Origin of the sequence: Pseudonocardia sp. ICBG1142 (assembly GCF_020496255.1) — a bacterium.
In the GTDB taxonomy this organism is placed as follows: domain Bacteria; phylum Actinomycetota; class Actinomycetes; order Mycobacteriales; family Pseudonocardiaceae; genus Pseudonocardia.
Window position 1 is genome coordinate 97,688 of the sequence record NZ_JAHLJC010000031.1, and the last position, 17,913, is coordinate 115,600.

14 protein-coding genes and 1 tRNA gene are annotated in these 17,913 nt (G+C 73.0%); all 15 read left to right on the top strand.

Annotation, left to right across the window (positions count from 1 at the left end; translation table 11 throughout):
* The first annotated feature begins 83 nt into the window (after nt 1-83).
* The 15 genes from KPL59_RS24930 (at nt 84) to KPL59_RS25000 (ending at nt 17,913) form a co-directional block, all read left to right on the top strand.
* Nucleotides 84-845: a pseudouridine synthase gene (locus KPL59_RS24930; RefSeq protein ID WP_020622137.1), complete on the top strand. Its 762-nt coding sequence runs from the start codon at nt 84-86 to the stop codon at nt 843-845.
* Entirely contained in the window at nt 845-1,207 is a 363-nt protein-coding gene (gene aroH / locus KPL59_RS24935) for a chorismate mutase (protein WP_020622138.1), read from the top strand. The genes KPL59_RS24930 and aroH overlap by 1 nt, the downstream gene beginning before the upstream one ends.
* 103 nt (nt 1,208-1,310) lie before the next feature.
* Nucleotides 1,311-1,985 (top strand): (d)CMP kinase, encoded by a 675-nt coding sequence (gene cmk / locus KPL59_RS24940; RefSeq protein WP_020622139.1) that lies wholly within the window; start codon nt 1,311-1,313, stop codon nt 1,983-1,985.
* Nucleotides 1,982-2,677 carry a 1-acyl-sn-glycerol-3-phosphate acyltransferase gene (locus tag KPL59_RS24945; protein WP_226362192.1) on the top strand — a complete coding sequence of 232 codons (696 nt, stop codon included), beginning with the start codon at nt 1,982-1,984 and terminating at the stop codon, nt 2,675-2,677. Before cmk ends, KPL59_RS24945 begins: the two co-directional genes overlap by 4 nt.
* An 83-nt stretch (nt 2,678-2,760) precedes the next feature.
* The gene (gene der / locus KPL59_RS24950; protein ID WP_164514873.1) at nt 2,761-4,173 is read left to right on the top strand and encodes a ribosome biogenesis GTPase Der; all 1,413 of its coding nucleotides are present in this window, start codon (nt 2,761-2,763) and stop codon (nt 4,171-4,173) included.
* Nucleotides 4,173-5,147 (top strand): zinc-binding dehydrogenase, encoded by a 975-nt coding sequence (locus KPL59_RS24955; RefSeq protein WP_226362193.1) that lies wholly within the window; start codon nt 4,173-4,175, stop codon nt 5,145-5,147. The genes der and KPL59_RS24955 overlap by 1 nt, the downstream gene beginning before the upstream one ends.
* 186 nt (nt 5,148-5,333) lie before the next feature.
* Complete coding sequence (locus KPL59_RS24960; RefSeq protein WP_226362194.1) at nt 5,334-8,243, top strand: LuxR family transcriptional regulator; 2,910 nt, start codon at nt 5,334-5,336, stop codon at nt 8,241-8,243.
* Between the two features lie 73 nt (nt 8,244-8,316).
* Nucleotides 8,317-9,090, top strand: coding sequence for a DUF5995 family protein (locus KPL59_RS24965; RefSeq protein ID WP_172718150.1), 774 nt, complete (start codon nt 8,317-8,319; stop codon nt 9,088-9,090).
* A gap of 26 nt (nt 9,091-9,116) precedes the next feature.
* Nucleotides 9,117-9,842, top strand: a complete 726-nt coding sequence (locus KPL59_RS24970) for a response regulator transcription factor (RefSeq protein WP_063718844.1) — start codon at nt 9,117-9,119, stop codon at nt 9,840-9,842.
* A gap of 27 nt (nt 9,843-9,869) precedes the next feature.
* Nucleotides 9,870-9,943, top strand: a tRNA-Pro gene (locus KPL59_RS24975).
* Nucleotides 9,944-10,969: 1,026 nt separating this feature from the next.
* Nucleotides 10,970-12,232 (top strand): non-ribosomal peptide synthetase, encoded by a 1,263-nt coding sequence (locus KPL59_RS24980; RefSeq protein ID WP_226362195.1) that lies wholly within the window; start codon nt 10,970-10,972, stop codon nt 12,230-12,232.
* On the top strand, nt 12,229-12,906 hold the full coding sequence (locus tag KPL59_RS24985; protein ID WP_226362196.1) for an MFS transporter: 678 nt from the start codon (nt 12,229-12,231) through the stop codon (nt 12,904-12,906). Before KPL59_RS24980 ends, KPL59_RS24985 begins: the two co-directional genes overlap by 4 nt.
* A gap of 789 nt (nt 12,907-13,695) precedes the next feature.
* Nucleotides 13,696-14,367: an MFS transporter gene (locus KPL59_RS24990; protein ID WP_374111678.1), complete on the top strand. Its 672-nt coding sequence runs from the start codon at nt 13,696-13,698 to the stop codon at nt 14,365-14,367.
* Between the two features lie 47 nt (nt 14,368-14,414).
* Nucleotides 14,415-14,996, top strand: coding sequence for a hypothetical protein (locus tag KPL59_RS24995; protein WP_226362197.1), 582 nt, complete (start codon nt 14,415-14,417; stop codon nt 14,994-14,996).
* A gap of 190 nt (nt 14,997-15,186) precedes the next feature.
* Entirely contained in the window at nt 15,187-17,913 is a 2,727-nt protein-coding gene (locus KPL59_RS25000; protein WP_226362198.1) for a non-ribosomal peptide synthetase, read from the top strand.

The following is a 17,913-nucleotide window of genomic DNA, read 5'->3' on the forward strand; positions in this document are numbered from 1 at the left end:
CCGGCCGGTCCGGCGCCCTGCCGACGACCACCCGGCCCCACCGATTCCGGCCCTGACATTTCTGGACGAGGCAACAAGTCATCATGAGCAACACACACGACCCCGACGGCGTCCGGCTCCAGAAGGTGCTGGCCCGCGCGGGCGTCGCCTCCCGGCGCGCGGCCGAGGATCTCATCGCGCAGGGACGCGTGCAGGTCGACGGCGAGACCGTCCGCGAGCAGGGCCGCCGGATCGACCCGGAGACCGCGGTCGTCCACGTCGACGGCGCCCGGGTCACCCTGCGTGACGACCAGGTCTACCTGGCGCTGAACAAGCCGTACGGGCTGCACTCCACGATGTCCGACGACCTGGGCCGGCCGTGCATCGGTGACCTGCTCGCCGACCGCGTCGAGATCATGAACACCGCGCAGCGGCTGTTCCACGTCGGCCGGCTCGACGCCGAGACCGAGGGACTGCTGCTGCTCACCAACGACGGCGAGCTCGGCCACCGGCTGATGCACCCGTCCTACGAGGTGCCCAAGACCTACCTCGCCGAGATCGAGGGCAAGATCGCCCGGGACCTCGGGCGACGGCTGCGCGACGGCATCGAGCTGGAGGACGGCATCGCCCGCGTCGACGCGTTCAAGCTCGTCGACGCCGTCCCCGGCCGCGCCACGGTGCAGCTGGTCCTGCACGAGGGCCGTAAGCACATCGTGCGGCGGATGCTCGCCGAGGTCGGTCACCCGGTGCTCCGCCTGGTGCGGACCCACGTCGGCACGGTCGCGCTGGGCAACCAGCGGCCCGGCAAGCTCCGTCCCCTCGACCGTGTCGAGGTGGGTTCCCTGTACAAGGCGGTCGGTCTCTGATGGCCGTGCGGGCCCTGCGGGGCGCGACCCAGGTCGACGCCGACGACCGGCAGCAGATCCTCGACCGCTCCGCCGAGCTGGTCACCGCGGTGCTGGAGCGCAACGAGCTGGTCTCCGACGACATCATCTCGATCTGGTTCACCGCCACGCCGGACCTCACCGCCGAGTTCCCGGCGTACGCGGCACGGCTGCTCGGGCTCACCGACGTGCCGCTGATGTGCGCCACCGAGATGTCGGTGCCCGGCGCGCTGCCGCGGGTGCTGCGGCTGCTCGCCCACGTCGACACCCCGAAGCCGCGCTCGGCGATGCGTCACGTCTACCTGCACGGGGCCCGGGCGCTGCGCACCGATCTACCGCAGTAGGACACCCCGCCCCGTCGTGGCGGGGGCTGACCGGCGACAATGCCGGACGCAGCACACTCGAACACGGTGGGGGAACAAGGTGGCCTTGCGGGGCGTCGTCGCGATGGACGGTCCGTCCGGGACGGGCAAGTCGACCGTCTCCCGGCGGCTGGCGCAGGCCTGCTCTGCGGCCTATCTGGACACCGGGGCGATGTACCGCGCCGCGACCCTGGCCGCGCTGCGCGCCGGGCTGCGGGAGGGCGCGGCGGAGGACGAGATCGCCCGCGCCGCCGTCGGGGCCCGCCTGGAGTCGGGCACCGACCCGGACGCGCCGACGATCACCCTGGACGGCGAGGACGTCTCCGTCCCGATCCGCGGCCCGGAGGTGACCGGGTTCGTCTCGGCCGTCTCGGCGGTGCCGCAGGTCCGCGCCGAGATGGTCGCCCGTCAGCACGCCCTGATCCGGGCGGCCGTCGAGAGCGGGGGCGGGATGGTCGTCGAGGGCCGCGACATCGGTACCGTGGTGGTGCCGGACGCGCCGCTCAAGGTCTACCTGACGGCGTCGCCGGAGGTCCGCGCGGCGCGGCGCGGGCGGCAGGACGAGAAGGCGGGCCGCAAGGCCGACCTGCACGTCACCCTCGCCGACGTCGAACGCCGGGACCGGCTCGACTCGTCGCGGCGGGTGTCCCCGCTCTACGCGGCGGCGGACGCGCTGGTGCTCGACACCGACCACCTGTCGGCGGACGCGGTGCTGGCGAAGCTGCGCGAGCTCGTCGCCGCGCGGGGGCTGGACGGGTGAGCCGGTCGCGTGCGCTGCCGGAGCACGCTCTCGGGTGGCTGCACGACCTCGGCCGCTGGATCGGCACGTGGGTGTGGGTGCCGTTCTTCCGGGTGCGGATCCGGCACCGGGAGCGGATCCCGGCGACCGGCCCGGTGGTGCTCGTCGCGAACCACACCGCGTTCGTCGACGGACCGCTGCTGTTCGGCATGTTCGGGCGCCGCGTGGTGTTCCTGGTGAAGGCGGAGATGTTCGCCGGGATCGTGGGGACGTTGCTGCGGTGGCTGGGGCAGGTGCCGGTGCGGCGTGACGTCGTCGACCGGAGGCCGCTGACGACGCTGCTGGAGGTCCTGCGCGACGGCGGCATGGTGGCCGTCTTCCCGGAGGGCACCCGCGGCACCGGCGAGCTCGGCGGCGACATCGGGAAGGCCCGGCAGGGCGCGGCCTGGCTGGCCCGTTCGGCATCGGCGCCGCTGCTCCCGGTGGCGGTGCGCGGCACGCACCGCCCGGCGGGTGCGGCCCGCCGCTTCCGCCCCCGGGTGGACGTGCTGGTCGGTGACCCGCTGCCGGCGCCGACGGCGCCGGGACGGGACGGCCTGGCCGCCGCGACCGCCCAGGTCACGGAGGCCCTGCGGACACTGGTCCGCGAACTGGACAACGAACACAGGCAAGTGACACGGCCCGACGCGGCCGGGGACGTGAGAGAGCAGTGAGCGAGAACAGCGAACGCGGAACGAGCCTCGGCGCGGCGTACGACGCCGGCGTCGGGATCGGTGACGCGGCCGACCGGGCCGAGATGGACCGGCTCGGGCTGGACCCGGCCGAGTTCGTCGCGGTCGACTCCGACGGTGTGGTCACCGCCGGGATCGACCCCGACGAGGTCCTGGCGACCCCGACCCTGGCCGTCGTCGGCCGTCCGAACGTCGGCAAGTCCACCCTGGTCAACCGGATGCTCGGTCGTCGCGAGGCGGTCGTGCAGGACGTGCCGGGGGTGACCCGTGACCGCGTCGTCTACGACGCGCTGTGGAACGGCCGCCGGTTCAAGCTGATGGACACCGGGGGCTGGGAGCCCGACGCCGACGGCCTGCAGGGCTTCGTCGCCCGCCAGGCCGAGACCGCGATGCGGATCGCCGACGCGGTGCTGCTCGTCGTCGACGCCACGGTCGGTGCGACCGCGACCGACCAGGCGGTGGCGCGGGTCCTGCGCCGCGCCGACGTCCCGGTGATGCTGTGCGCCACCAAGGTCGACGACGACCGGCTCACCTCCGACACCGCCGACCTGTGGCGGCTCGGGCTCGGCGAGCCGCACCCGGTGTCGGGCCTGCACGGCCGCGGCTCCGGTGACCTCCTCGACGCCATCCTGGAGATCCTCCCCGAGACCCCGCGCGACGACTTCGGCGCGTCCGGGGGCGGTCCGCGCCGGGTGGCGCTGGTCGGCAAGCCGAACGTCGGCAAGTCCAGCCTGCTGAACAAGCTGGCGGGCGAGGAGCGGTCGGTCGTCCACGACGTCGCGGGCACCACCGTCGACCCGGTCGACTCCCTGGTCGAGCTCGACGGCCAGGTGTTCCGCTTCGTCGACACCGCCGGCCTGCGCAAGCGGGTCAAGATGGCCTCGGGCATGGAGTACTACGCCTCGCTGCGGACGAGCTCCGCGATCGAGTCGGCCGAGGTCGCCCTGGTGCTGATCGACGCCTCCGAGCCGATCGCCGAGCAGGACCAGCGGGTCCTGACGATGGTGGTGGAGTCCGGGCGTGCCTTGGTCATCCTGTTCAACAAGTGGGACAAGGTCGACGAGGAGCGCCGCCACCAGCTCACCCGCGAGCTGGAGCGCGACCTGATCAGCGTGCGCTGGGCGGAGCGGGTCAACGTGTCCGCGCTGACCGGCCGGTCGACCCAGCGGATCGCGCCCGCGCTGAACCGCGCGCTGGCGTCCTGGGACACCCGGGTGCCGACCGGGCGGCTCAACCAGTGGCTCAACGACCTCGTCGCCGCGACCCCGCCGCCGGTCCGCGGCGGCAAGCAGCCGAAGATCATGTTCGCGACGCAGGCGCAGACCCGTCCGCCGACGTTCGTGCTGTTCACCAGCGGGTTCCTCGAGGCGGGCTACCGGCGCTTCATCGAGCGGCGGCTGCGCGAGGAGTTCGGGTTCGGCGGCACGCCGATCCGCGTCTCGGTCCGGGTCCGCGAGAAGCGCGCCCGGAAGAAGTGATGCGGGCCCTGCGCGGCCGTCCGGGTGCGCGGACCTGGGAGGTCGGCTGGATCGACACCCCGGTCCCCGGTCCGGGGGAGCTGCTCGTGCGGGTCCGGGCGGCCGGGGTGAACCGGGCCGACCTGCTCGCGCTGGGCGGTGGCTACCCCGTTCCGCACGCCGACGACGACGGCTCCTTCACCGCGGGCATGGAGCTCGCGGGTGAGGTCGTCGCCGCCGGTCCGGGCATCACCGGCGCCCCGGGCCGCGGGCCGGGGGACCGGGTGTTCGCGTCCGCCCCGGCCGCGTTCGCCGAGTACGCCGTCGTCGACGCCCGCCGCGCCCTGCCCGTCCCGTCCGGGCTGACCTGGACCGAGGCCGCCGCGCTGCCGGTCGCGCTGGAGACCGCGCACGACGCGCTGGTCACCCAGGCCGGGTTCGGCGCCGACGGCGGCGCCGTCCTGGTGCTCGGGGGCAGCACCGGGGTCGGGCAGGTCGCGATCCGGCTGGCCGCTGCGCTGGGGGCGTCGCCGGTCCTCGCGACGACGACCTCGCCCGCCAAGCGCTCCGCGCTCGTCGATGCCGGGGCGATCCCGCTCGTCGGGATCGATGCGCTGGGTGATCTCGACGGACCCGTCGACGTCGTGCTGGACCTCGTCGGCGGCGATTACCTGGCGGCCGCCCTGTCCGCCGTGCGGATCGGCGGGACGATCGTGCAGATCGGCCGGCTCGCCGGGCCGTCGGCGACGCTGGACCTGAACACCCTGTCCTTCCGCAGGCTGCGCCTGATCGGCACCACCTTCAGCGTCCGTGGCGCCGACGAGCGTGCCGCCGTCGCCGCCGCGCTGACGCCGGTACTCGGCCTCGTCGGCGACGGGCGGGTGCGTGCCACCGTCGACCGCGTCGTGGCTCTCGACGACGCCCCGGACGTCGTCGCGCACCTGCGGTCCGGCAGTGCCGTCGGCAAGGTCGTGATCGAGGTGTCCGGCTCGTGACGCCACGCCCGCCCCCACCGGCGCCGCCCCGATGTGACGGTGTCGAGGTGACGGTGCCGGAGTGACGGCCGTCGCACGACTCCGGCGGGCGGGTGCTGCCTGCGAGCCCTCGATCCTGCTCGCTCGGCGCACCGTCACCACGGGCCCCCTGGAACGGTGACGACACGGTCACTATCGTGGCCGGACGTGAGGGAGACACCGGCCGAGGTCTTCCACGGCCGGGTCGCGGAGCTGGACCTGCTCGCCGAGGCGCTGCGCGCCGCCGTCGCCGGCGGCGCCTCGGCCGTGCTCCTCGGCGGCGACGCCGGGGTCGGCAAGACCCGGCTGGTGTCGGAGTTCGGTCGGACCGCGACGAGCGGTGGCGCGGTCGTGCTGTCCGGCCGCGCGCTGGACATCGCCGACGCCCCGCCGTTCTGGCCGGTCGTGTCCGCCCTGCGCGAGCAGTCCCGCAGCCGCGGCGCGCTGGGTCGGGAGTGTGCCGCCGCACTGTCCCGGCTGGACCGTGCCGACGGCCCGGCCGGGCGGGTCGAGATGCTGGGGGAGCTGGCCGCCGTCGTCGAGCGGGCGGCCCGCCGGGCACCGGTGGTGCTCGTCGTCGACGACCTGCACCGCGCCGACCGCTCCACCCGCGACCTGTTCGCCTACCTGCTGGCGGCGCTGTCGTCGTCGCCGGTGCTGTTGGTCGGCACCTACCGCGACGCCCCGGCGGGCGGTGTCCCGGTCGACCTCCTCGGGCTCACCGGGGAGCTGCGCCGGCACCGTGGGGTGCGTTTCGCCCGGGTGGAGCCGCTGCCCCGGCACGAGCTGGCCGAGCTGGTCGCGCGGTGGGCACCCGAGCGGCACGACGTCGAGGACCTGGTGTGGCGGCACTCCGGTGGGAACGTGTTCCTGGCCCGCGAGACCGTCCGCGCCGTGCTGGACGGGGACCCGCACGGCGTGCCGCAGACCGTCCGCGAGCTGGTGCGGGCCGGCGCCGCCGGGCTGTCGGCGGCGGCGACGGCGGTCGTGCGGGCCGTCGCGGCCGGGGTCGGGGAGGTCGAGCACGCGTTGCTGGCGGCCGTCGTCGACGTCGACGGGGCGGAGCTGGCCGCCGCCGTGCGGGAGGCTGCCGACGCCGGGTTCGTCGTCGTCGCCGGTGCCGACGGCTACACGCTGCGGCACGGTCTGATGACCGAGGTCGTCTCCGCGGACCTGCTCCCCGCCGAGCGGGTCGAGCTGCACGGCCGCTACGCCACCGCGCTGCACGGCGGCCACCGCGTCCCCGGGTCGGCGGCCCGTCTCGCGCACCACTGGCAGCTCGCCGGGCGCCCGGACGAGGCGCTGGAGGCGACCCTCGACGCCGCGCAGGAGGCGGAACGGCTGCGCGGCTACGCCGAGGCGCACCGGCACTGGCTGCGCGCGGCCACGTTGCCGGTCCCTGCCGCCGTCCGCGACCGCAGCCGCTACCTGGAACGGGCGGCGGCCGCCGCGGCCCTGGCAGGCGACCACGGCTCGGCCGTGGCGCTGCTGGCCGAACGGCTCGGCGAACCCGACGCGCCCAGCGGCACCGAGCAGGCGGTGCTGCGGTCCCGGCTCGGCCGCTACCTCGGTGCGGCGGGTCAGCTGACCGAGGCCGAGGGGGCCCACCGGCGCGCCGTCGCCACCCTGCCCGCCGACGACGACCCGGACGACACCGCCGTCGCCGCCCGCGCCGAGGTCCTCGCCGGGTACGCGGCCGCGCTCCTCGACCGGGCCGACTACGCCGGTGCCCGCACCGTCGCCGAGGAGGCGCTGGTCGCGGCGCGCCGGGTGGGGGAGCCGCGGGCACTGGCGTCGGTGCTGGCGACGCTCGGGTTCGGTGCCGCGCACTCCCGCGACGGCACTGCCGGGCTCGACGCGCTGACCGAGGCGGTCGCCGTCGCCGAGGCCGGCGGCGACCCGGAGACGCTGGGGGAGTGCCTGGCCCGGCGGGCGGAGCTGCTGACCGGCCCGCTCAACGCCCTCGACGACGGCGTCGCCGCGGCCCGGGCGGGCGCCGAGCGGATGGCCGGGCTGGGGCTGGGGCGGACCGCGTCGGTGTCGCTGCGCGTGGTGGCGGCGAACGGGCTGTTCCGCGCCGGAGCCTGGGACGACGCCGAGCGGGAGGTGGCGACGGCGTGGGCGGCCGCCCCGTCCGGTGCGCAGATGCTGGAGCTGCGCCTGGCCCGCGCCCGGCTCCGGATGGGTCGTGGCGACCTCGACGGCTCCGACGTCGACCTCACCGCGGCCGAGCTCGTCGCCGGGTCGACGGGCCTGCCCAAGCAGCGGCTGCCGCTGCTGATCCTGCGCGCCGGGCTGGAGATGTGGCGGGGCAACCCGGAGCTGGCGTTCGCCCACGTCGGGAAGGGGCTCGACGTCGTCGAGTCCGGCATCGACGACGTCTTCGCGGTGGCGCCGCTGCTCTGGCACGGCGCCCGCGCGCACGCCCAGGCCGTCCTCGCCGGACGACCCCCCGACGCCAGCGGGCTCCGGCGGCTGCGCCGCCACCGCCGCGACCTCGTCGAGCGCGGGGAGCGTTCGGCCCCGGCGCTGCGCGGGGTGATCGCGAGCTACGAGGCCATGTGCTCCGCCGAGGACGCCCGGACCACCCCGGGTGCCGACCCGGACACCTGGCGGGGTGTCGCCGACCTGCTCGACGGCCTCGGCCAGCCCTACCCGGGGTCCTACGCCCGGCTGCGCAGCGCCGAAGCGCTGCTGTCGGGCCGACGCACCGAGGACGGCGCCGCAGACCTGCGCCGTGCCGCCGAGCTCGCCGCGGGACTGCGGGCCGGTCCGCTGCTGACCGAGATCGCCGAGGTCGCCCACCGGGCCCGGATCGAGGTGCCAGCACTCGCCGCGGTCGGCGCGGTCGGTCATGCCCCGGTCGCCGTGGACGGCCCGCTGGCCCGGCTCACCGACCGGGAACGTGAGGTGCTGGAGGTCCTCGCCGACGGCGCCACCAACAAGCAGATCGCGGCCCGGCTGTTCATCACCCCGAAGACGGTCGGTGCCCACCTCGCCTCGGTCTTCGCCAAGCTCGACGTCACCAACCGCACCAGCGCCGCGGCCGTCCTGCGTGAGCACCGCGCCGACATCTAGGTCATTCGCCCTATACCGTCGCCACGCCCGCTCGACCAAGGTGATCACCGGACCGAGCGACGCGGAGGAACCGATGACGGCCACCATCGACACGCCCTCCGACGAGGGCGCCGCCGCGGCGGGCCGGGCGCGCGTCGCGGAACTGCTCGCCACCCCACCCGAGACGATCGACGGCGTCATCGCGCACCAGGAACGCCTCCAGGAGATCCTCGAGTGCGAGTACGGCCCCGGCGACGGCGTCGCCTCGTTCAACCGGCTGTACCTGCGCATCACCCGCGGGATCCGCGACCAGCTCGACGACGACCTGTTCGCCGACCGGGACTTCCTGGTCCGGCTCGACGTGGAGTTCGCCCGCCGCTACTTCCGGGCGCTGCACGCCGAGGCGACCGGCGGGACCCCGCCGCGGTCCTGGGGGGTGCTGCTGGAGCGCCGTCGGCACGAGCGGATCTCCCCGGTGGAGTACGCGGTCGTCGGGGTGAACGCGCACGTCAACTTCGACCTGGCACCCGCGGTCGTGCGGACCTGCACCGTCCTCGGGCGCAGCGCCCCCGGTCCCGCCGAGCGAGCCGACTACCGGGCCGTGAACGACGTGTTCTCCCTGCACATGGTCCGCCTGCTCGACGATTTCGACGAGACGGCCCCCGGTGAGATCTCGCTGACCGAGCAGCTGCTGGGCTGCGTCGCCGACGTGCCGGTGGTGCTGGCCCGCGACGTCGCCTGGCGGCAGGCGCTCGAGTTGTGGGAGCTCCGCTCCCGGCCGATGGAGTACGAGAACGAGGTCGCGGCGCTCGACCGCCGGACCGCGCTCCTGGGGCGTGGCCTGCTCACGCTGGGAGCCCTGACGTGACACCCGCCCGAGTGGGGGGCGGGCGGGTGTCACACCCTCGGTCGGCGGCGGCCCCGCCGCTCGACAGCGTGCTGATCATCGACGACCACGAGCTCGTCGGGTCGTCGCTGGCGCTGGCGCTGCGCGCGGAGGGAGAACCGGCGTCGTTCCGGCCCGCGCACTCCCACGTCGACGTGCACCGCGCCGTCGCGGGGGTCGAGCCCGGGTTGCTGGTCCTCGACCTGGACCTCGGTCGCGACGCCGACGGCCGCCGGATCGACACCGTCCCGCTCGTCCCGGGGCTGCGTGCCCAGGGCTGGCGGGTCCTCGTGCTCTCGGGGAGCTCCAACCCCATCCGGATCGGCGCCGCCCTGCACCACGGCGGCTTCACCTGGGTGTCGAAGACGGCCTCGATGCCGGCGCTGGTCGTCGCGATCCGCGAGGCCCGCGCCGGTCGTTCGCTGCTGCACGCCACCCACCGCGACGAGCTCGTGCAGCGCTACGTCGAGTGGGACCGCCGCCAGCGAGCCGTCCGCGGACGCATCGCGACCCTGACCCGCCGCGAGCGGGAAGTCCTCGAACTGCTCGCCGCCGGTATGCGGGCGCACGCCATCGCCGAGCACTTCGTCGTGTCGCTCCCGACGGTCCGCACGCAGGTCAGGGCGGTGCTCGCGAAGCTCGACGTCGGCTCGCAGCTGGAGGCGGTCGCGCTCGTGCGCAGCGTCGACGCCACGGACGACACCCCTGGTGGGGTCCTGCCGTGGATGCGGTAAAGTTCCACGTGCCCCGCGAGGGGTGGCCGGGACGTGGCGCAGCTTGGTAGCGCACTTGACTGGGGGTCAAGGGGTCGCAGGTTCAAATCCTGTCGTCCCGACAGGCCGGAGGCCGGTATCCGAGAGCATCGGGTACGGCCTTTACTCGTGTGACCAGCGGATTCGTGGCAGTGTCGTGGTCCCCGGATGGTCCCCGGGGCTGGTGGGCCCGAGTCCTCGGGCGGTCCTGCGAACCGTTGTGTGACTAGCTGAGTGACTATGTGCGGGAGGCTGGCCCGCCATGATCGTCGTTGTCGAGGGTCCCAGTGCGGCGGGGAAGTCGACGTGGTGTGCGCGGTTCGGGGAAGGGCCAGGTGGTCCCGGAGTACGGCCCGACAGGGCACGAGCCCGACGGTGTGGATCGGGAAGCCCAAGCGGCCTACTGGGTCGGGGTGCACGCGAATCGCTGGGCGGCGGCCAGGTCGATCGACGCGGATGGTGGTGTCGCGGTGTGTGACAGCGACCCGCTGAAGCTGCAGTACAGCTGGTGTCTGGCGCGGGTCGGAGCGGGCCCGATCGACCGGTGGGATCACGAGTTGCGCGCGGTGCGCCGGGCGTTCGGGACCGGTCGGCTGGGGTTCGCCGATCTCGTGCTGGTGTCGGTCTCTGATCTGTCGACGTTGCGGTCGCGGAAGGGGTTGGCGACCGGGCGAGGTTGCGGCGCAGTTTCGAGTTGCACGCGCGGCTTCGTGAGCCGTTGCGGGAGTGGTATCGGGCTGTGGACGTGCTGGAGCCGGGGCGTGTGGTGGGAGCTGCCGGGTTCGGGCGTGCCGAGGGGCATCGACCCCGCCGGGACCGGTCGACCCCGCGTTGCTCGATGGACTTGTCCGACTCACTTCCCTCGATTGGACTGCGTGAGCCGGATGGCCTAGCGGTCGGGACCGGGACGGTCGTCCTGGAGATGTGCTCCAGCAGCATTCCGGAGTCGGCCGTCGCGGTACGGCAGGTCCGCACCGGCGTACCGAACCGGGGCCGATCGCGGCAAGGCGGATCGCAGACCAACTCGGCTACGGGATCGGGTTGGTGCGGCTGTGGGTTCGAGGGACTGACGAGGGCGTCCGGCCGTGTGGGCTCGGACCGGCAGGCCGATGTCCGTCCCGCAGCGGCGCCACGGCCTGGTTGGAGGCGGGCATCATCGGTGCCGTGATGGAGACGGGAGTGGGTTCTGTGCCGATGACTCCGCCTCGGGTCGGCGTCATGGGCTCCGGCCGGACCGCTCGGGTGACGACGAGCTCGCCTGCAGACCGCCGCCGTGCTCGACGTGTCCACCGTCTTCCTGCCACCGGCCGTGCTGGCACCGGTCCTGGAGCACATGGGCACCCGCCGGATCCGCGGGTTGCGCTGGGTGCTCTCCGGCGGGGAAACCCCTCACTCCACAACTCCGCGACGCCGTGCACACGACCCTGCCCGATGCGGGACTCGTGCACTGCTACGGCCCTACCGAGGCCGGAACGGTCACCGACACCGTGGTGGCCCGGGACAGCGCTGCGACGGTCCCGCTCGGGTTGCCGGCCGGACACTTCCGGCTTCCGGTGCTCGACGACGAACTGCGGATCGCACCGATCGGCGTCCCCGGAGAGGCGTACGTCGGCGGGACCGTCGGCCTGGCCTGGGGTTACTGGGGAGCCCCGGGCCCGACCGCCGAACGGTTCGTGGCCGACCCGTTCGGCCCTGCCGGAGGGCGGCTCTACCGCACCGGTGACCTGTGCAGCCGTCACGACGGCGACGTGCTCCGACATCTGGGGCGTATCGACCGGCAGGTCAAGGTACGCGGGATCCGGGTCGAGCCCGGCGAGGTCGAGGCCACGCTCACCCGCCACCCCGCGGTCGCACGCTGCGTCGTGGTTCCCGAGGGCGAGCCGGTACGTCTGATCGCATTCGTGGTGTCGACCGGCCCTGACGACGACGGGCTCGGCGAGGCCGTCCTGGCACACGCGGAGGCCTCGCTGCCGGCCCATCTGCGCCCGGCCGCCGTCGTTCCCGTGGCCTCGGTACCGACGAACGTCAACGGCAAGGTCGACCGGAACATGCTGCTGGACCTGCTTCGGATTCACGAGGCGAGGTCCGCATCGCGCGACACCGCCGCCGACGACCACGAGGCGACGGTGGCCGGGCTCTACCGGACGGTGCTGGACCGGGACCGGATCAGCATGTCCGACACGTTCAGCCGACTCGGTGGGGACTCGGTGCAGGCGTTCCGGCTGCTCGACCTACTCGATGAGCAGCTGTCCGCGGCACCCGACGTCGCGACGCTGCTGACCGGGACAGTCAGGGACGTCGCCGCGACGCTGCGCTCCGGTCCCGGACGCGCAGGCGGATCAGTGGAACAGCCGGAAGGAAACGTCGAATGACCTCGGAGCACGTCGACGCCGGTCGCTCACGTGATCACGGGAGCCGCCCTGCCGCTCCGGCCGTCCCGTCGAGCGGGAGCCGGTTCGCGGTCGTCTGGGTCGGTCAGTTCGTCGCCGTGACGGGGCTGACCGTGATCAACTTCGCCGCCGCGTACTTCACCTACCGACACGACTACTCACTGCTCGTGCTCGGCGTCATGTTCGCGCTTCCGTTCGTGCCCTTCCTGGTGGCCTCCGTGCTGGCGGGTGGGCTGATCGATCGCTGGGGGCCACGACGCGGACTGATGGTGAGCAACGTGGGAGGGCTGCTGCTGGCGCTGAGCCTCGTCGTCCCACTCGTCACGGGCTCGTTCTCGGTGTGGCACGGATTCGTCGTCATCACCGCGGTTCCGATCCTCAAGGCACTCCTCCTACCTGCGTTCGAGGCGTCAGTGTCGTTCCTGGTTCCGAAGCGGCACATCGGGCGCGCGAACGGGACCCGAATGCTGGTCAACGGCACCGGTGCCGTTCTGGGACCGGTCGCAGCCGGACTGCTCCTCCAATCGGTCGGGATCGGTGTGGTCGGGGTGCTCGGCGTCGTCGCACTCGCCATCGCTGTGGTCACCCTGTTCGTGGTCCGGTTCGAGGGAGCTACCCGACCCGATACCCCGGCCCCGGTGTGCGCGGCCTCCTGAAGGACTGCGGCGAGGCATGGCGGTATGCGCTGGCCCGGCCCGGGCTGCCGGCGCTGATGGGCTTCTTCGGAGTGATCAGTTTCGGGATCGGTTTCGTCGAGGTGCTGCTGCCGGGGATGGTGTCCGCGTTCGCCCCGGAGTCGGATCTCGTGACCGTGCTCGTCGTCGGGATGATCGGAATGGCCGTCACCGGCATCGTCGTGACGGTCTGGGCGGGGCCCCGTCGTCACATCGCAGGTCTCGCCGGCTTCTCGCTGGTGTTCGCCGCCGCGATGGTCCTCGGCGCGCTGCGGCCGGACGTCACGCTCGTGGCAGTCGCCGCATTCGTGTTCCTCGGTACCACGTCGATCATCGTCGGGACGATCCACACCGTACTCAACCGCAAGGTGGAGCCGCACATGCTCGGCAGGGTGATGGGCTACAAGAACGTCGTCTACGCCGGAGTGTTGATACTCGGCAACGTCGCCGCCGGAGCTGCGAGCGGGGCGCTGCAGCCGTTGGCCGGCGCCGACGGCGCGCTCGCCGGGATGCTCCGCCCGGTCATCGGTGGTGGGCCCGGTCGTGAGTTCGCGCTCGCGATGCTGCTCGCAGGGTTGTTGATCGCGTCGTGCACCGTGGCCGCCTACCGTTACGCCCTCTGCGCGACCTCGACGAACGGCTGCCCGACCGCACCCGGAGGACATCGCAGCCGGAACGGTCGCGCGGTGAGCACCGTCGAACACGGACGAACGGCCGCTCCGGAGTCCGGCTTTCGGACGTTCGTCATCCTGTGGAGCGGACAGTTCGTCGCTGGTCGGGTCGTCGCTGTCGGGATTCGCACTCGGTGTCCACGTCTACCAGGTCACCGGTTCCGCGACGCTGTTCGGACTGATCTACGCGATGGCGATGGCGTCGATTCCGTTCATCGTCGCGTCCCTGTTCACCGGGTCGATGGTGGACCGGTGGGGGACGCACCGCGCGCTCGTCGTGGGCAATGCAGGCGGTCTGCTGATGACGCTGGTACTCGCCCTGTTGCTCGCGACAGGCGCCTTCGTACCGTGGCACGTCAGCGTGATCGTGGCGTGTCTGTCGGTCCTGAGTGCGTTGCAGGTGCCGGCGTTCGAGGCCGCCGTGCCGCTCCTCGTGCCGAAGCGACGCATCGGCAGAGCAAACGGGATGCGCCTGATCGCGACGTCGACGAGTCAGATCCTCGGCCCCATCGCGGCCGGCTTCCTGCTCCTGATCATCGGTATCGAGGGCATCGTCGTGATGGACTGTCTGACGTTCGGCTGGGGTCTCGTGACCCTGCTCCTCGTGCGGGTCCCCCGGGCCGTGCGGCCTCCCGGCATCGGCGGCGGGCCGACCTCCCTGCTCGGTGAGTTCCAGCCGGCACTGCGGTACGTCACGAGCCGCCCCGGGCTGCTCGCCCTGTTGATGTTCATCTCGGCCCTGGAGTTCTGTGCGGGTTCGTCGACGTCCTGATCACGCCCGTCACCCTCGCGTTCGGTTCGTCCGCTGCGCTGGGCACGGTGCTGACCTTCGGTGGCATCGGGATGGCGGTGGCCAGCGTGGCGGTCACCGCGTGGGGCGGCCCACGGCGGCGGGTACGGGGCCTCTTGGGCTTCTCGTCGCTGATCTCCGTGGCGATCGTGGTCGGCTCGCTGCGGCCCGACCTCACGCTGATGGCGGCGGCCGCCTTCGTGCTTCTCCGCAGCCTCGCCGTCGTCATCAACTGCAACCAGAGCCTCTGGCAGACCAAGGTCGAGCCGCATCTGCTGGGTCGTGTCATCTCACTGCAGTACATGGTCGCCGCGGTGCCGCAGTTCCTCTCCTTCTGTCTGGCGGGTCTGGTCGCCGACAGCGTGTTCGTCCCGCTCGTCGGGAGGGACCGAGTCGAGTCCCCCCTGCTCTCGGCGGTGGTCGGGGACGGTCCGGGTCGTGGCTTCGCGCTCCTGATGCTCGTGATGGGGCTGATGCTCGCCGTCTGTGTCCTCGTCGCCTACCTCAACCCGCACCTGCGACGTGTGGAGGACGACCTGCCTGACGTCACCCCCGAGGACGCCCCGGTCGGGTCTCCACCGGCGAAGGCCGAACGTGGGGATCAGGCGTGACCGGCGCCCAGGTACGACACCAGCGGCACGGATCGGACCTCACGGGCATCACCCCCGTCCCGGAGCTGGTGCTCGCTCAGGCGAGGCGCTCCCCGGACGCGGTCGCCGTGCAGTGCGGCGTCGAGCAGCTCACCTACGCCCGGATGGTCGCGGAGGCGACGGGGGTGGCGGTGCACCTGCGCAGGCCGGGGTGCAGTCGGGGGACGCCGTGGCGGTCGCCGTACCGCGTGGGGTGGATCTGCTGCCGGCGCTGCTGGGTGTCCAGCTCTCCGGCGCGGCGTACGTGCCCCTCGACCCGGACCATCCGGCCGACCGGCTCGGCCATCTCGTCGCCGACTCCGGTGCTCGGGTCCTGGTGACCACGGACGGGACGGTGTGTCGTGGGCTCGCCGTCGACCTCCGTGTCCACGTGCAGGACGTCGTCGCCGTCGACGCCGCGACCACCGTGGACCAGGACTCCGCTGCGTACGTGATCTACACGTCCGGGTCGACCGGGCGGCCGAAAGGTGTCGTGGTCGACCATCGCGCGTTCAGCACCTTCCTGACCTCGATGCGCGACCAGCTCCGGCTTCCGGAGCCCGTTCTGCTGCCCGCCGTGACGACGGTCTCGTTCGACATCGCGGGTCTCGAGTTGTTCCTACCGCTTGTCACCGGCGGACGCGTCGTGGTCGCACGACCGGAGGAGGTCAACGACCCGCACCGGCTGGCCGATCTCTTGACCGCCTGCCACGCACGCGCACTGCAGGCGACCCCCGCCACGTGGCGCCTGCTGTTGGACGCCGGGTGGATGCCGGGACCGGGGTTCACGGTGCTCTGCGGCGGCGAGCGTCTACCTACCGACCTGGCCGAGCGGTTGCTCGGCGACGGAGCGGCGCTCTGGGATCTCTACGGTCCGACCGAGACGACCGTGTGGTCGTCCCTGACCCGCCACCAGCTCGGTGCGCCCACGCGCTTCGCCCCCGTCGACGGCACGTCGCTCCACGTGCTCGATGACGCGCTGCGACCGGTTCTTGCGGAGGAGGTCGGCGAACTGTACATCGGCGGTGCGGGGCTCGCCGTCGGCTACCACCGTCGAGCCGGACTGACCTCGATGCGATTCGTCGCCGACCCGACGTCCCCGCACGGCGGCCGCCTCTACCGCACCGGTGATCTCGCCCGGTCGTCCCCGGACGGGCGGATCCGGATCCTCGGTCGCTGCGACGACCAGGTCAAGATCCGCGGATTCCGGATCGAGCCCGGTGAGATCGAGCACGCCCTGGTGGGCGTTCCCGGAGTCGCCGAGGCGGTGGTGACCAGCGTCAGGAGCCCAGAGGGCAGCACGTCACTGGACGGTCACATCCGGCCCGTCGACGTGAGTCGGCCGCCGGACGCCGACCGGTTGCGCAGCAGCCTGAGCCGCGTCCTTCCCGGCTACATGATCCCGGCCCGCTTCCTGGTGCACGACACGTTCCCACGGACCCCGAACGGCAAGCTCGACCGTGCGGCCCTCGCCACGTCGGGCCGGCCCGCTGTCGGCGCGCATCAGCCGGCGACGACCGACGCGCTGTCCGACGACGACGCGGGCCCCACCGCACGGCTGATCGCCTCCGTGCTGGCCGATGTCCTCGGCCGCGACACGGTCGGTGTCCACGAGGACTTCTTCGCCATGGGTGGCGACTCACTGCGCGCCGTACAGATCGTCCTGCGGCTGAACGAGCAGCTCGCCACGGAGGTGCCGATCAACTCGCTGTTCGAGGTCCGCACGGTGTACGGGCTCGCCCGGATACTGGACAGCGGCGCCGATGCGACACCGATGCCCAGCCCCGCCGCCGGTGACGAGGCACGGCTCTCCGCGGCCCAGTGGCGACTCTGGCTGCGACACCGCGCCGACCCCGAGAACACTGCCGACGGCTCGGCCGTCGTCGTGCGGCTACCGGGGCCGTTCGACCGGGCGGCACTGGACACGGCATTGGACGGACTGTTCCGACGACACCCGATGTTGTGCACCCGCTACGAAGCCGACGCGGCCGGGCTGCCCGTCGCCGCCGTGGGCCCACCTCCCGGACCACCCCCGCTCGAGACGGCCGATCCGGAATCGGTCCTGGCCGCCGAGCTGGCCAGGCCCTTCGATCTCGCACACGAGCCGCCCGTACGGCTGCGTCTGGTCCGGCCGACCCCGTGCGCCGCGCCGTTCCTCTTGGCGGTCGTGCATCAGATCGCGGCCGACGAGAGGTCGCGTGCGCTGGTCACGTCGCAGTTGCGGGCGACGTACCGCGGTCGTGCAGTCGTCTCCCCCGCCCTGAGCTACAACGACTACGCGACATGGGAACGAGACCGCTCTGCGAGCGCAGGAGCCGCCCGGCACCGCGAGTTCTGGCGGACCACGCTGTCCGGCCCTCCACCCGCCGACCTCCCGCTCGACCGACCGCGTCGCGAAGTGCGGGACAGCCGATGCGCCGTGGTGCGGTTCTCCGTGTCGCCTCCCGCCATACGAGCGGTGCGCGACGCAGCCGGCGGCGACCAGCCGACCGGAGCACTCACGACCGTCGTCAGCGGCCTGAGTCGCTGGATCGACAGCACGACCGTGAACCTCGGCGTCGCGGTCGACGGCCGGGACCACCCGTCCCTCGACGACGTCGTGGGGATGATCGAGCAGACAGCGGTGCTGCGGCTCGATCTCGGGGAGCGTCCCACGTTCACCCAGCTGGCCAGGCAGGTCAGGGCACGTCGGGATGCCGCGACGGAGCACGCGGTCCTGCCGTTCGAGGACATGGTCGCGTCCACCGAGATCGAACCGACCAGCTCATCGGGACGCCACCCACTGTTCGACGTGTTCGTCGCGCTGCACGGCGCACCTGCCGACCCACCCGGGTTCGTTGTGCCCTTCCCGCCGCACACCCACTTCGACGTCCATCCACCTCACCCAGCGCATCGATGA